We start from the raw sequence: 14734 nt of genomic DNA, 5'->3' as shown, positions 1-14734 counted from the left end.
CGGCGCGAGTCGCGAGCGCCAACAACCGATGAGCGCAATGGACGTGGATCGACGTGATCGCCGTGATCGACAGGATCAACACGATCGACGCCAACCGCGATGCGCGCGCCATGGCCCCATGAGCACGATGCGCGCGCGCTGGCGTAGTTGACCCCTGCGCGAGCGGCGTGCGATCATGATCGAGTAGTCCGGGACAGTCCCGGGCGGCTTGGTGATGAGATGAAATTATTGCGCCCCCGTGCCTCCCGCGCCGCAGGCATAGCCCTGGCTGTCCTCTCGGTCGCCGGGGCGCTTCCGGCGCGGGCCGAGCCCTCGGCGGCCGATCGGCAGACCGCGCGGACGCTCCTCATCGAGGGGCGCAAGAAGCGCGACGCGGGGGACGTCGCCGGCGCCCGCGAGGATTTCCAGGCGGCCCACGCGCTCGTGCGCGCCCCCACGACGGGGCTCGATCTCGCGCGCGCCGACGAGGCGCTCGGTCGCCTGATCGAGGCCCGGGAGACGGCCTACGAGGTCGTCCACCTGCCCCTCGGGAGCGACGAGCCGCCGGTGTTCACGCAGGCGCGGGCGGCCGCCGCGACGATGGTCGAGCAGCTCGAGGCGCGCATCCCGTCGCTCCAGCTCCGGGTCGAGGGCGCGGCGCTGGACCAGATCGACGCGCGCGTGGACGGCCAGCCGATCCCCCGCGCGGCGCTCCCCTACCCGCGCAAGCTCAACCCCGGTCGCCACGAGGTGGTGGTGACGGCGCCTGGCTTCCAGACGGCGCGGCGCGAGGTCACGCTGAAGCAGGCGGAGCGCGCGCCGGTGGAGGTCCGCATCCACCTCGTACCGGGGCAGTCGACCGAGCCGAAGGCAGGCGCAGCCGCAGGTGGGAGCATGGGCGCGAACGTGGGCGGAGGGCAGCTGCCGCCCGCGGACGCGCCGGCGGAGCCCCGCGCCCCCGTGCCGCTGTGGGCATGGACGGCGGGCGGCGTGGGGCTCGCGGCGCTCGCGGGGGGCGCGGTGTTCGCTGCCGACCACCTGGCCGCGCGGGCTCGGGTCGAGGACGAGTGCCCCGGGTCCGTCTGCGATCGGGGCGTCCACGACTTCGAGAGCATGGAGGCGCTCCGGGCGCGGTGGAACCGCAGCCTGGGGCTGTCGGTGACGCTCGGCGCGGTCGGCCTCGCGGGCGTGGGCGCGGCGCTGGGCGGCATCCTCCTGCGGCCCAGGGCGGGCGGCGAGCGGGCGTCGTCGCTCGTGCCGATCGCGACGCCGACGGCACAGGGCGTGATGTGGCAGGGGGTGTTCTGATGAGGGTGAGACGGTTCTACCCGGCGACAGCCGGCGCGGCGCTCGGCGTCGTGACGGTCGGCGCTGCGGCGCTCGGCGCTGCGGTCCTCGGCTGCGCTCCCGAGCTCAGCCTGTCGACCCCTGCGGGGGCCGGCGGCGAAGGCGGCGGCGGCGCGCCGCGGTCGGGCGGCGAGGTGCAATGGGCGCGCGCGCTCGGGGGCGACGGGGAGCGTGCAGGGGCGAGCGTGGCCGTCGCCGACGACCGCACCGCGGCGCTCCTTGGAAGGCTCACGAAGGCGGAGGACGTGGCCCTCGACGACGAGAGCGTGACGCCGATCGGCGAGGAGAACGTCTTCTGGGCCCGGCTGTCGGCGAGCGACGGGTCGGGGCTCGGGCTGAAGCGCTTCGGTGCGTTCGATCCGCAGACGGTGAACGCGCTCGTGCCGGACGGGAACGAGGGTCTCCTGGTCGCGGGGGAGTTCTCCGGCACGCTGGAGTTCGGCGGCGAGCCGCGGACGAGCGCCGGCGGGCGAGATGGCTACGTCGCGAGGCTCGACGCGGAGGGGAAGGAGCTGTGGCTGCAGCCGCTCGGGGGCATCGGCTTCCAGGCGGCGACGAGCGTCGCGGCGGCGCCGGAGCGCCTCGTCGTGGCCGGCCGCTTCTCTGGCGCGCTGCACGTCGGCAAGGAGCGGCTCGAGAGCGCCGGAGGCAGCGACGTGTTCCTGGCGAGCTTCAACGACGAGGGCGTGCTGCTCTGGAGCGAGCGGTTCGGCGACGGCTTCGATCAGCAGGCCCGCGCCGTGGCGACGGACGCGCGCGGCAACGCGATCGTGATCGGAGATTTCGCCGGCACGCTCGATCTGGGCGGCGATCCGCTGGAGAGCGCCGGGGATTTCGATGTGTTCGTGGCGAGCTTCACCGCGCTCGGCGAGCACCGCTGGAGCAAGCGCTTCGGCGACGCGGGGCCGCAGCGGGCCAAGGCGGTCGCGGTGGACGGGGCGGGCAATGTGATCGTGGGCGGGGAGTTCGGCGCGACGATCGATCTCGGCGGGGGCCCTCGGGCGGCCGGAGAGCACCAGGCGGTGTTCGTGGCCAAGCTCGATTCGACGGGCGAGCACATCTATAGCCGGGTGATCGGCGAGGACGGCGCGTCGCTGGGGCAGCTCCTCGTCGACGGCGCGGGGGACGTGGTCGTCGCGGGGGGGTTCCGCGGAGACACGACGCTGGCGGACGGGTCGGTGACGAGCGCTGGGGACGACGACGTGTTCGTGGCCAAGCTCGATCCGGAAGGCGGCTACCGGTGGAGCCACCGCTTCGGCAGCGCCGGCCCGGACCGGGCCACGGGCGTGGCCATCGACCGCGACAGGCAGGTCTACGTGACCGGCGCGTTCACCGGGAAGGTGACGTTCGGGGAAAAGCGGATCGAGGGAGGCGAGGGCACGGATGTGTTCGTGACCAAGCTGTCGCCATGAAGGCCATGAAGGACGGAGGCGCGATGAAACGTGCGGGGACGAGGGGCGTGCGGTCGCGCGGGCGACGGTTCTCGGTGGGGATCGTGGCGGGCCTGTTCGGGCTGATCCTGCCGGCCGCGGGGTGGGCGGAGGACCCCGATACCGATCTGGATGGGGTCGTAGATTCAGCGGACAACTGCGTGCAGACCCAGAATCCGGACCAGGCGGATGCCGACGGCGATGCGGTCGGCGATGCGTGCGACGACTGCCAGTCCGTTCTCAACCAGGATCAGCGGGATTCGGACTCCGACGGCGTCGGCGACGCGTGCGACAACTGTCCTGTCGGGATGAACCCGGACCAGTCGGATGCGGAGGCGGACGGCACCGGCGACGCCTGCGACGACGATGACGACAACGACGGTGTCCTGGATGCCGACGACAACTGTCCTTTCACGGCGAACGCCGATCAGGTGGACTCCGATGAAAACGGCACCGGCGACGTTTGCGAGGCCGGTGACGACGACGGCGACGGCATCGACAACGACGTCGACAACTGCCGCGACGTCCCGAACTCGCTCCAGCAGGACAGAGACGACGACAAGATCGGCGATCTCTGCGACAACTGCCCTGCCACGCGCAATCCGAACCAGGAGGACAGCGACGGCAACGGCATCGGCGACTTCTGCGAGCCCGACATCGACACCGACGGCGACGGGCTGCGCAACGCAGAGGACAACTGCCCTGTAGATCAGAACCCTGGCCAGGAGAACGCGGACGGGGACAGCCTCGGGGACGCCTGCGATCCCGACAGCGACGACGACGGCGTGGTCGACGTGGAGGACAACTGCGCTGTCGTGTCCAATCTGTTCCAGGAAGATACGGACGACGACGGCACCGGCGATGCCTGCGAGGACGACGACGACAACGACGGCGTCGTGGACGCAGAGGACAACTGCCCGCACGTGCCCAACCAGGATCAGACCGACGGCGACGGCGACGGCCGCGGCGACGCCTGCGACCTCGGGGCCGATGTCGACGGCGACCGCGACGGCATCACGGACGAGACGGACAACTGCCCGCACGTGCCGAACCCCGATCAGACGGACGCGGACTACAACGGCGTGGGCAACGCTTGCGAGGACGTGGACGGAGATGGCCTGAGCGACGCGGCGGACAACTGCGACGAGGAGTACAACCCCGATCAGGCCGACAGCGACGGCGACGGACAGGGCGACACCTGCGAGGAAGACGACGACAACGACGGCGTCCCGGACGAGCAGGACAACTGCGCCTCCGTCCCCAACGCGGATCAGGCCGACAACGACGAGGACTATCAAGGCGACGCCTGCGACGCCGATGACGCGGACGACGACAACGACGGCGTCCCGGACGGCGACGACAACTGCCCGCTCGCGGCCAACGCGGATCAGGGGGATGGCGACGCCGACGGGGTAGGCGACGCCTGCGACGACAGCGGCGGTGCGGGCAGCAGCGGCGGCGGGTCCACGGAGCCGGAGGTCTCGTCCGGGCTGGTCTGCGCGATGCAGCGAGGCGAGCGCGGCGGCGCGCTCGTCGGCCTCGTGGCGCTCCTCGCGGGCGCGCTGGGCCTGGGCGCCCGAAGGCGGCGCGATCACGCGGCCTGACCGCCGCTGCGCGCGGCCCTGACGCGCAGCGTGCACGCCACCCCATGAGAGCGACGAGCGTGCCCGCTCGGTTGCCACCCGGAAGAGATAGAGACAACCGAGAGCACAACGTGGGTTATCACCCCACGACGACACGCCGGTTTCGCGATGGCTCCGCGTTTTTTTCGCGACGGGTCTTTTTCTGAGCCGTGACCTGACCGCGGCGGAACTGCTCCGGATGAACGCGCCGGTAGTCCCGCTCCGCAGCGCGCGCTGCGGACGGGAGCGCCTGAGCCACCTCTGGAGACACCATGCGCCTAGCTCTCTCTCTCTCGTTGGTGACCGCCCTGTTTGGACTCACCCTCAGCGCCGGCTGTAGCGACAGCACCGTTGACGGCGCCGCCCCATCGGGCGGCGCGGGAGGAGGCGACGCCGCGAGCGGCGGCGGCAGCGCGAGCGGCGGCGGCAGCGCGAGCGGCGGCGGCAGCGCGAGCGGCGGCGGCAGCGCGAGCGGCGGAGGGGCCGGCACCGGCGCCGCGGGCGGAGGCATGGCGACCCCGACGAGCATCGTCGAGTGCCAGGGCAAGACGTACGCGTGCGGGGATCTCGTCGACAACGACGACGATGGGCTCCTCGACGCGCAGGATCCGGACTGCCTCGGCCCGTGCGACAACACCGAGGGCAGCTACTACGGCGGGATCCCCGGCCAGGCGGGGCCGGCGTGCACCGTCGACTGTTATTTCGACCAGGACTCGGGCTCCGGCAACGACGATTGCCACTGGAACCACAAGTGCGATGAGCACGAGGTCGCGCCCGGGTTTCACCCGGAGTCCAACAACGGGACGATGTGCGCCTATGACAGCCGGGCCTCGACGCCGGGCGCCGACGGCAAGAGCTGCAGCGATCTCAACGACGAGCAGTCCGAACTGTGCCATACGATCTGCGGTCCGCTCACGCCGAACGGCTGCGACTGCTTCGGCTGCTGTGAGCTGCCGGCGGGCGGCGGCAAGTACGTCTGGCTCGGCTCCGACGCCGATGGCACCGGTGAAGGCTCCTGCTCGCGCGGCCACGAGTCCGACCCGACCCGCTGCGAGCCCTGCACGCCCGTGGATGCTTGCCTGAACGAGTGCGGCCGCTGCGAGCTCTGCCTTGGCAAGGACACGCTGCCAGACGACTGCTTCGAGTCCGGCACCGGCGCAGGGGGCGGCGGCGGCGCTGGAGGCGGCGCCGCGACAGGCGGCGCCGCGACAGGCGGCGGCGGCGACGCGACCGGCAGCGGCGGCGGGCCCACCGGCGGGCCCCAAGGCCAGTGCGCGGCGGGGGTCCAGCCGTGCGGGCTCTCCGGCCAGGAGCCTTGTGCCGCAGGCTACTACTGCATCACCGGCTGCTGCCAGGTCATCTTGAACTAGCCCCTACGCTGGCCCGGGTTCTCCCTGGATTCGAGGACAGGGATTGAACCATGAAAGACACAGAAGAACCGGAGGGATGTGCTCCCCCCGCTCGGTGCCCGTCGCGCCTGCGTGATTCACTGTCCCTGCTCGGAGCGGCGACAGGATCGCAGGGCGCGACGCTGGCCGCTCGCGAGCTGAGAAGCTGAGCCTGCAGCGACAAGACGTGGTTTGAAAGGAGACGAGTCGATGGTGATGCGCTCGATGTCTGTTGGGATGCTGTGCGCCTTGATGGGGATGGGGTGCGGCGGCGACGACGAGGGTCAGCCGCAGAGCTGCTCGGTGGCCGCGCAGACAGGGTGCGCCGCCCCGCAGGTGTGCGAGGAGGTGGAGGGCGCCGAGCCCGCTTGCTTCGAGCCGGTGACCCTGAGGGGGCGCGTCTACGACTCGCTCGACGACAAGGCCATCGCGGGCGCGCGCGTGCTCGCCCGGGACCCGAGCGACGCGGTGATCTCCCGGGTGGCCATCACCGGGGCCGACGGAACCTATGAGCTCGTCGTGCCCGCGCGGCGCGACGCGAGCGGCGCTCCGATCGAGGTCGACGTCACGCTGCGCGCCGACGCGCAGGCGTACGAGACGTTCCCGAAGGCGCCGCGGGTCGCGCTGCCCATCGACCTCTCCACCGCGGCGGGCAAACCGCCCGCGATCGAGTCGGCCGCGACGGAGATCTCGCTGTTGCCGCTCTCGGACAGCGAGGGGCTCGGTTCCATCTCCGGGGTCGTCCACGCCGACCAGCCCGGCGGGACGCTGCTGGTCGCGGGCGGCGCCACCGGCGCGGCCGATCTCGACGGCAGCTACACCATCTACAACGTGGCTGCGGGCGACGTCACGGTGAAGGGTTATGCCGCCGACCTCGCGCTCGACACGGCGAGCGCGACCGTCAGCGCCGGCAAGGAGACGACGGGCGTGGATCTTCACGCGACCGGAGACGCCACGGCGGTGGTGAGCGGCAAGGTCGAGATCGTGAATGCTCCAGGGGGGAGCGCGACGTCGGTCATCCTCGTCGTGGCCGATACGTTTGACGAGTCGACCGCGCGCGGCGAGACCCCGCGAGGGCTCCGGCAAGGCAACGTCACCGGAGAGTTCTCGATCGCCGGGGTGCCCGATGGCGATTACGTGGTCCTCGCCGCCTTCGAGGACGACGCGCTCGTGCGGGATCCTGACACGTCGATTGGCGGGACCGAGATCGTGCGCATCACGGTCTCCGGCCAGGATCTGCCCGTCGCGGAGTCGTTCAAGGTGACGGGCGCGCTCGCCGTGGTCTCGCCCGGCGCGAGCACGATGGAGGAGGTGAGCGGGACACCGACGTTCGTCTTCGAGGACGACTCCAGCGAAGATCTGTACGAGGTGCGGTTGTTCGACGCGCTCGGCGCCAAGATCTGGGAGGACCTGGAGGTGCCCAGGGTGTCGGGGAGCGAGAACGTCTCTGTCGAGTACGACGGTCCCGCGCTGATCCCGGGGATGATCTACCAGTTCAGGACCACCTCGAAGAAGGACGGCACGCCCATCTCGCAGACCGAGGATCTGAAGGGGGTCTTCGTCTACAGGTGATCGCAGGGCGCGCGGGCGCCGCCGTCAGCAGCGACGGCGGCGGGCGCGGCGCGCGCTGCCGAGCGCCACGAAGACGCCGCACAGCGCGAGCGCGCGGGCCGCTCCTGACGCGTGCCCGGTCTCGCCGCCGATGACGGCATACGCGCAGCTGATGCTCAAACAGCAGCAGTGGCCCGGGGGCGCTCCTCCCTCGGATTGGCCCCCTTCCCCTTCCCCACCCCCACCCGCCGCGTCTCGGCCACCGCCGACCCCTGTGCCGCCCGCCCCGCCGGCATCGGTGGAGCAATCGCCGCCGGCGCCGTCGCCCCTGCCTCCAGCGCCCTCGGCCGGTCCTCCGGCGTCGCCGCCGCTGCCGCCCGCGCCGCTGCCGCCCGCGCCGCTGCCGCCTGCGCCGCTGCCGCCTGCGCCGCCGCCGCCCACTGCGCCGCCGCCGCCCACGCCTACTGCGGTCCCTCCGTCGTCGCCGCCTCCGCCCCCTCCCGCGGCGGCGCTGTTCGGCGTGTTCCGGCAGCCAAAGAAGGGATGGCATTCGTCGGTGGTCGTCGGATCCCCGTCATCGCAGTAGAGCGGGATGTCGCTCAGACAGAGTCCCTGGAAGCAGACCTCGCTGCCATTGCAGACATCGAAATCATCGCAGCTGGCGCCGTCCGGCAGGCTCACGTCCGCGGGGCAGCTCCCTGCGCCGTCGCAATACTCCCCGGGATCGCACAGCGAGGTCGCGATGCGGCAGATCGTGGTCGGCGGCTCGGCGGTGCACAGAGCCGAGCAGCAATCGCCGTTGCGCAGGTTGCCGTCGTCGCACTGCTCGCCGAGCCCGAGCTCGCCGTCGCCGCAGACGGCGGGCCTCACCGTGAGCACCGTCGGATCGGCCGCGCCGGCGAACAGGGGCTCGTCGGTCATCGCGCTCGACTCGTTGACGCCGTCGGAGTCCGCGTCGAAGAAGAGCGTGCCCTGGTTCGTGACGACGAGTCCATCGGTCAGGGGAAGGAGGATCGCTTCCATCGTGAGCGCCACCCACTCCCCCGGCTCGACCTCGCCGTCCCAGCCCACCGTGTTGGTGGCGGGATCGGCCGAGACCGCGCCCTTGTCCGCGAACGCGCCTTCCAGCAGGAGCTCGGGCGGGAGCACGTCCACGAACTCGAAGCCTGCATTGTCGGGCTGCACGCGCCCACCCGTGTTGGTGATGAGCGCCGTATAGGCGAGATCCTCGCCGGCGATGCGCTCGCCGAGGACGGTGAGATAGCCGATCAGGCGCGCTGGCACGGAGACGTCGATGCGCACGCCGCTCTCGTTGTTTTCCGGCGCCGGATCGTGCTCGCTCGAGCTCACCTTCGCCGTGCTCTCGATCTCCTCGTCGACCGTGGACGGCGGGAGCGTGGGCGCGACCAGGGTGACCGCGATCGACGAGCTCTGCCGTGCGGCGAGCGAGGCGCGCCGGCACACGAGCTCTCCGCCGGCCAGGTCGCACGTCCAGCCGGTCCCCGAGGCGCTGACGAGGCTCGCCCCGGCGGGCAGCACGGACGACACGACGATGTCGCTCGCATCGCCCGGCCCCTCGTTGACGACGTCGATCGTCATCGTGAGCTGGGCGCCCGGCGATACAGGATCCGGCGCGGCCGTCTGGGTGATGGCCAGATCCGCCCCGCAGGCCTTGGACACGACCGGCACCGCCGCGAACACGATGTTGTCGACCGCGACGCCGCACGGCCCGGGGCGCCCGATATCCGTGCAGACCCGGCTGTCGTCCTGCGTGTAGTCGAAGCGGAGCCTCACGGTCCGCCCGCGCAGCCCCGCGCCAGGGAAGCGGATCGACACGCGCTTGCTCCCGCTGGAGCTACCGGACCATACCGCGTTGTCCGCCAGGTAGTCCGGGTCGTCGCGGGCTGGAAGGTGCTTTGGGAAGTGGTGGTTCCCGCCGGTGACGATCCGCTCGGCGAACGCCTCCGCGAGCACCGCCCGGGGCGCGGCGCCGGCCGTGAGATCCTCCACGCGCAGCGTCAGACCGTCGAACGCCTGGATGAGCTTTTGCGGATCGTCCTCCAGCTCGTAGGTGAGATCGAAGTCGAGCGTGACGTGGGAGTTCCCGGAGCTCTCCGGGATGGTCACGGCGGGCGACACCAGCGCGACGATCGACGTCGCCGCCTCTTCGTCGTGAAATGCCGCGTTGTTTCCGGGCGTCAGCGTCTGCGCGACGGTCCACGGCGAGGCGGAGGCCGTCCCGCCGGCGCGCACCGACTGCCAGCCGGAGGGCAGCGCCGGCGCGCTCGCTGCGTCGAAATCCTCGCGGAGGAGGACCTCCGCGGCGCCCGGCGAGCCCGTCTCGAGCTGGATCGGCAGCTCGACCGTGCCCTGAGCCGAGCTCACCGTGAGCGTCAGATCGATCGGCGCTCCAGGAACGAAGTCCCGGCCCGTCCTGAGGACGAACGGCGCGTCGCCCGCGACCGTGCGGAGGGGCTCGATATCCGGGTAGAGCGCGCTCGCCCTCACGAGGGTCACGGAGGGCGTCTCCGTGGACAGCGTGGCGGCGATCCGGGAGACGGTCGTCCTGCCGGAGATCGGGTTGGCGAGGTGGTTCTCGAGGTAGACGCCGACGTCGACGAGCTCCCCCGGATCGACGCGCTCGTTCGCGAGGGCGCCGCACGCGGCGTCCGCGATCCGGGCGCCGGCCGCCCGCAGCGGCGGGACGCGGGCGAGCTCGTCGAGGACGTCGAGGTGGACGTTGGGCGCGATCAGGGAGGTCGACGATGGCTGCCCCTCGTCGAACCGCGGCGGGGTGGCCGTCATGCTGAAGACGCTGTAGAGCTCACCGGCGAGCGCGACGCCGCCGATGCGGTCGCCGAGGTTCTGCCGGGAGGCGTCGTTGCCGTGGCCCGCGTGAAAGGGGCGGTCCGAGATCGGCGCAGGCGGGCTGAAGGAGGCGCCTTGATCGCTCGACGCGGTGTGGACGATCTCGGTCAGGTCGCCCGAGCTGTCGACATCCTGGTCGTAGTAGACGACGTGCGCGGTGCCGGTCGTTCGGTCGACGGCCACGAAGGGGAAGAACTGGGCCCGATCGCGCCCTGGATTGCTGTTGAGGAGGACGGCGGGGCCTGCGGTGCACTGCTCCGTGAACGAGCGCAGGGCGATGTCCCCTGTGCCGTCAGCGCCGCTCCGCTGGTAGACGACGTAGACCTGCCGCGTAACCTGGTCGACGTCGATCGACGGGGCGCTCCTTCCGTGGTCGACGCCGAGGATCTGGTCTTCCGTGGGGTAGCTGGTCTCGTCGAGGAGGGTGAGCGGCTCCCAGGTGACGCCTCCGTCGATCGACCGGCGGCAACCGACGTTGCGCAGCGAGGTCCCCGGCTCGATGGCGCGAAAGACGGCATAGACGACGGAGTCCCTGTCGGTCGCCCCGGGGAGGATGCGCGCGCTCGGCCCGTCGAGATCGCCACCGGCGGGCGCCTGCGCGATCGTGGCCGCGGGCGACCAGGTCTGGCCGAGATCGTCGGAGTGGCTGTAGAGGATGCTCGGAGGCGCTCCGCCGCGCTGAACCCAGGTAACGGAGAGGCGCCCTGTCGCCGCGTTGACGTCGAGGGAGGCCTGCTCGGCGCTCTCCCCCGAGACGAACGCGGGGGTCACCTCGACCGGCGCGGACCACAAGGAGCCGGCCGTGCTGCTGCCGGGGTTCGAGGCATGGAGGCAGAGGCCCTGGAGGCCATCGGCGGGGCGGACGTAGGTGGAGGAGCTGACGAACACGTCGCGGGTCGGATCGTGGACGACGCGCGGGGCGCCGAGCACCTGGCCGCCGGCGACCGAGGGCAGCGCCCCCACGCCGCTCGGGCCGAGGACCTCGGCGAAGGATCTCCCGCCGTCGGCGGAGCGCGCAACGCCGGACAGGCTGATCGGATCCGCGAGGGCGCCGCGCGGATCGGTGTAGGTCGCGATGAGGATGCTCGCGTCCGCGTTGGCGGCGATGGCGGCCTGGTGCTGAGCGCCGAGCGCGTCGACCGCGTGCACCGTGCGGTCGGCGCTCGCGACGGCCGCGAGCCGAGCTGCGCCGAGCGCCTCCGGTTCGTCGCTGCCACAACCGGCGCCGGCGGTGAGGAGCCCCCCGCTGAGCAACCAAGCGACCGTGCGTCGCGCGCGCATACCACCTCCGAAAGGAGATAGATGCCGCGAGCTCGCAGGACGTGCCGATTTCCCCGACATTGCGAGGCCTGTCCGGCGAACGGGCGCGATGTGCTGGGGTCGGTCTCGCACGACGCCAGCGCAAGCCCCGCGCCGCGCGAGGGATGCGCCCGGCGCGAAGGCGCACGTCGACGCGCTTTCCCTTTCTTCCTGGTCGGCGAGCCGTGTGCCAGAGGCCGGTGCGTCGCGCGCGGAGCGTCCTGGGGCTGGCAGGCGCCTGGGCGGACGGCTCAGGCGCGGCGCCCGGGGCCGCCGCGGTCGCGGCTCGCCTGGGAGGCGGGCGGCTCGGGTGGACGGGCGGGGAGCACGAGGTCCGCGAGACGGCGTGCCGCGGCGAAAGCCACCTCCGCACCTCCGACGGGGCCCTCACCCGGGTTGGCGGCGGACCCCGCACCCAGGTTGGGATCCTCACCGGGGGCGGACCCCTCACCCAGGTTGGGATCCTCATGCGGGGCTCCGCCCTGGCAGGAAGAAACCAGGACGGGAGCAATTTTCCCGGACGAAACCTCACCCAGGTTGGCGCGCCCGCTCAGCGCGAGCATCGCGATGCCATGGAGGCCCGCGAAGAGCACGTAGGTATCCTCCTCCGGCCACCTGCTGCCGTGATGGCGCAAGAGCTCGACGAATGAGCTCCAAAGAGGGCGCGCGAGCCGCAGGCGCCCCTGTTCGCGCAGGCGGGCGCGGTCGAAGCGGCGCTCAGCCATCAGCCAGTACAGATCCGGATGGCACAGCGCAAATTCGACGTAACCGACGGCAAGCGACCGCGCATCGGCGCCAGCGCGCGCCAGCGCGTCGAGGCGCTCCGCGAGCCGCCGCCACCCGAGGCCATCGACGCGAATGAGGAATCCGTCGAGCGAGCCGAAGTGGTGATACAGCACCATCGTCGTCTGGCCCAGGAATGCGGCGATCTTGCGGGCCGTCAGCTCCTCCCGCGTCAGCCGTCCCTCGCAGAGCGCCATGAACACGCGCTCCACCGGCTCATCGGCATCCATCACACCCATGCCCACCATCCTGCCACGTCCGCGCCTCGCCCGTTGACGCCACCAGGATAACATTGTTATCCTTGGTCATGGGATGGCTGCTTCGCAACGCAACGTCGGTCTCCGGGGCGCAGCGCGGGGCCCGCTGGCTGGTAGGGTTGGCGCTTGCGGGGGCGTGCACGTCGCGACCGCCGGCGGCGGACGACGCGCCTGCAGGGCCGTACGCGGTGGTGGACGGGTGGCCGCGTGTCCCTGACGGGATGGTGTTCGGCCCAGCGCTTGATGTGGCGGTTGACGCGCGAGGACGCGTGCTGGTGAGCCATGCGGCCGGGCGCACGTCAGGGAACGACGCGCCGATCCGCGAACCCACGATCTTGGCGTTCGATCCAGAGACGGGCGAGCTGCTCGACGCGTGGGGAGAGGGGCTGTTCTTCTATCCACACGGGATCGAGGTGGACCGCAACGACTTCGTCTGGGTGACGGACTCCGAGCAGAACCGGGTGTTCAAGCTGACGGCGGAGGGGGATGTGGTCATGACCCTCGGCGAGGCGCCATGAAGGGCATCGGTGTGTGGATCCTCGTCATGCTCGCGGATATCGGGTGCGCGACGAGCCCCGAGCAGCTCGATCGGCCCACCAACGTGGCCTTCGGCCTGGACGGCGACATCTACGTGGCGGACGGCTACAACCATGCGCGGATCGCGCGCTTCTCCGAGGACGGCGAGTTCGTCATGGAGTGGGGCGAGAAGGGCTTCGGGCCGGGACAACTCGACACGCCTCACGGCATCGTCACCGACGACGAGGGGCGCGTCTACGTGGCGGACCGGGAGAACGCGCGTGTTCAGGTCTTCAGCGCGAACGGCCACTACCTGGCGCAGTGGAAGAGCGCCGCGCTGGGGCGACCGTGGGCGATCGCCTTCGGACCCGACCGGCACATCTACGTTGTAGACGGAGGCGATCAGGATCCAGCGCGGCCGCGGGGGCATGTGCTGCGGATGAGCCTCGACGGGAAGATCGTGGACCGGTGGAGCACATCGGGGGACGGTCCCGGGGAGATCGACTGGGGGCACGGGATTGCCGTGGGGCACGACGGCAGCGTCTACGTCACCAGCCTGAGGGGTCGCGGCGTGCAAAAGTTCCGGAGGACGAAGTGAGGAGGAGAGCGCGCGGGCTCGCGCTCACAGTCACCGTGGTTGCCTCGGTCGGGGGGGCGCCGAGCTGGGCACAGACGACGGGGGACATTCCGTCGCGACCTGGTGGCCGCGGCCAGGCCATGTTGCTCTGTACGGCATTTTTACAGCGTCGCCGCAAGACCGGACGGTGGCTACGATTCATGTCGCGCCGCAGGTGGCGGCGGGCGTTCGCCTGAACAGTTGGCTGCTCGCAACCACGGACGTCACCTCGGCCTGGACTACGTTTCGGATCGAGGGCGAGGCGCGGCGCTCGTCGTTTCGCTTCGGGAATCCGTTCGTGACCGTGCAGGCGGCGCTTCTCGAAGAACGAAACCGCTCGATCTATGCCGGGGTCGGGGTTGCACCGCCGGTGACGACGTTCCCTGGCACCATCCCGAAGAATACGGAGGTCGAATACAACTACGCGGTAGCTACGGCCGCGCGCGGGTTCGCGGATTACTGGATGTGGGCACCGAACGCGATCCCGATCGCGCTGTTGCTCCGCAGCCGGGCGGAGCTGTCCATGCCGGTGATCGTTGGCGCTGAGCTGGATCCAGCCGTGCTCGTTTCCGTGAACTCCAACCCGTCTCGGCTGGCGGTCGTGGCCGCCGCTCACGCGGGCTTGCGGATGGGTCCGCTGACACCCGGAGTGCGAGTGCAGATGCTCGCGCAGTCGGCCCCGCTCGCAGGGAGAGATTTCTCACAGTGGGCAGCGATCTTGTATGCGAATGCCGAATTCGAGCCTTCGTACGCTCCCAGGTTGCCGTCAACCTGGATGCGCCGTCCGGGCTGACCGGGCAGCGAGGGGCGACTACGTGGGGGGTATCGCTGGGAGGCGGGGGCCATCTGTAGAACTGTTGAGCTCTTTCTTTGGTTTTGTTACCGGCCCACGATGCATCGCCAGCATCGCTTTCGCAGCAGCCGCCCTCTACCGAACCACGTTGCGACGTCGCGCTCGACTGACGTTGCGCTCTGCACACGCTCTGCTCTGCCCCCACCGACCTGACCATTGGGTGGCGCAGGTGGCGAAGAGGATGGCGGCCGCCACCGGCTCGATCAGCCCGATCCCCAAAAATCG

At 71.1% G+C, this 14734-nt stretch carries 10 protein-coding genes; 8 read left to right on the top strand and 2 right to left on the bottom strand.

Annotated elements, in window-relative coordinates:
- The first annotated feature begins 219 nt into the window (after positions 1-219).
- The 5 genes from WMF46_RS14360 to WMF46_RS14340 all read left to right on the top strand — a co-directional run bounded on the left by WMF46_RS14360 (position 220) and on the right by WMF46_RS14340 (position 7338).
- Complete coding sequence (locus WMF46_RS14360; RefSeq protein WP_437986125.1) at positions 220-1287, top strand: PEGA domain-containing protein; 1068 nt, start codon at positions 220-222, stop codon at positions 1285-1287.
- Positions 1287-2738, top strand: a complete 1452-nt coding sequence (locus tag WMF46_RS14355) for a hypothetical protein (RefSeq protein WP_437986124.1) — start codon at positions 1287-1289, stop codon at positions 2736-2738. Before WMF46_RS14360 ends, WMF46_RS14355 begins: the two co-directional genes overlap by 1 nt.
- Positions 2735-4360, top strand: a complete 1626-nt coding sequence (locus WMF46_RS14350) for a thrombospondin type 3 repeat-containing protein (protein WP_437986123.1) — start codon at positions 2735-2737, stop codon at positions 4358-4360. Before WMF46_RS14355 ends, WMF46_RS14350 begins: the two co-directional genes overlap by 4 nt.
- A 290-nt stretch (positions 4361-4650) precedes the next feature.
- Positions 4651-5748, top strand: coding sequence for a hypothetical protein (locus WMF46_RS14345; protein ID WP_437986122.1), 1098 nt, complete (start codon positions 4651-4653; stop codon positions 5746-5748).
- A gap of 228 nt (positions 5749-5976) precedes the next feature.
- A complete protein-coding gene (locus tag WMF46_RS14340) occupies positions 5977-7338 on the top strand; it encodes a hypothetical protein (RefSeq protein ID WP_437986121.1) in 1362 nt (453 codons plus the stop codon).
- Between the two features lie 24 nt (positions 7339-7362).
- Here WMF46_RS14340 and WMF46_RS14335 read toward each other — a convergent pair whose 3' ends face one another.
- Complete coding sequence (locus tag WMF46_RS14335; protein ID WP_437986120.1) at positions 7363-11466, bottom strand: hypothetical protein; 4104 nt, start codon at positions 11464-11466, stop codon at positions 7363-7365.
- Positions 11467-11735: 269 nt separating this feature from the next.
- Positions 11736-12506 carry a TetR/AcrR family transcriptional regulator gene (locus tag WMF46_RS14330; protein ID WP_437986119.1) on the bottom strand — a complete coding sequence of 257 codons (771 nt, stop codon included), beginning with the start codon at positions 12504-12506 and terminating at the stop codon, positions 11736-11738.
- Between the two features lie 293 nt (positions 12507-12799).
- On the opposite strand from WMF46_RS14330, the gene WMF46_RS14325 reads away from it, so the two are divergent.
- The 3 genes from WMF46_RS14325 (at position 12800) to WMF46_RS14315 (ending at position 14449) form a co-directional block, all read left to right on the top strand.
- The gene (locus WMF46_RS14325; protein ID WP_437871754.1) at positions 12800-13042 is read left to right on the top strand and encodes a hypothetical protein; all 243 of its coding nucleotides are present in this window, start codon (positions 12800-12802) and stop codon (positions 13040-13042) included.
- The gene (locus WMF46_RS14320; protein WP_437986118.1) at positions 13039-13638 is read left to right on the top strand and encodes a 6-bladed beta-propeller; all 600 of its coding nucleotides are present in this window, start codon (positions 13039-13041) and stop codon (positions 13636-13638) included. The genes WMF46_RS14325 and WMF46_RS14320 overlap by 4 nt, the downstream gene beginning before the upstream one ends.
- A gap of 166 nt (positions 13639-13804) precedes the next feature.
- Entirely contained in the window at positions 13805-14449 is a 645-nt protein-coding gene (locus WMF46_RS14315) for a hypothetical protein (protein ID WP_437986117.1), read from the top strand.
- Positions 14450-14734 lie beyond the last annotated feature (285 nt).

The sequence above is a fragment of the Sorangium sp. So ce117 genome (assembly GCF_051524395.1).
Lineage (GTDB): Bacteria > Myxococcota_A > Polyangia > Polyangiales > Polyangiaceae > Sorangium > Sorangium cellulosum_B.
This window is presented reverse-complemented; position numbering and strand designations above follow the sequence as displayed.

Bases quoted from the DNA above. Each gene is read 5' to 3' on its own strand.
- WMF46_RS14360 (WP_437986125.1), top strand. From the start codon at position 220: ATGAAATTATTGCGCCCCCGTGCCTCCCGCGCCGCAGGCATAGCCCTG.
- WMF46_RS14355 (WP_437986124.1), top strand. From the start codon at position 1,287: ATGAGGGTGAGACGGTTCTACCCGGCGACAGCCGGCGCGGCGCTCGGC.
- WMF46_RS14350 (WP_437986123.1), top strand. From the start codon at position 2,735: ATGAAGGCCATGAAGGACGGAGGCGCGATGAAACGTGCGGGGACGAGG.
- WMF46_RS14345 (WP_437986122.1), top strand. From the start codon at position 4,651: ATGCGCCTAGCTCTCTCTCTCTCGTTGGTGACCGCCCTGTTTGGACTC.
- WMF46_RS14340 (WP_437986121.1), top strand. From the start codon at position 5,977: ATGGTGATGCGCTCGATGTCTGTTGGGATGCTGTGCGCCTTGATGGGG.
- WMF46_RS14335 (WP_437986120.1), bottom strand. From the start codon at position 11,466: ATGCGCGCGCGACGCACGGTCGCTTGGTTGCTCAGCGGGGGGCTCCTC.
- WMF46_RS14330 (WP_437986119.1), bottom strand. From the start codon at position 12,506: ATGGGTGTGATGGATGCCGATGAGCCGGTGGAGCGCGTGTTCATGGCG.
- WMF46_RS14320 (WP_437986118.1), top strand. From the start codon at position 13,039: ATGAAGGGCATCGGTGTGTGGATCCTCGTCATGCTCGCGGATATCGGG.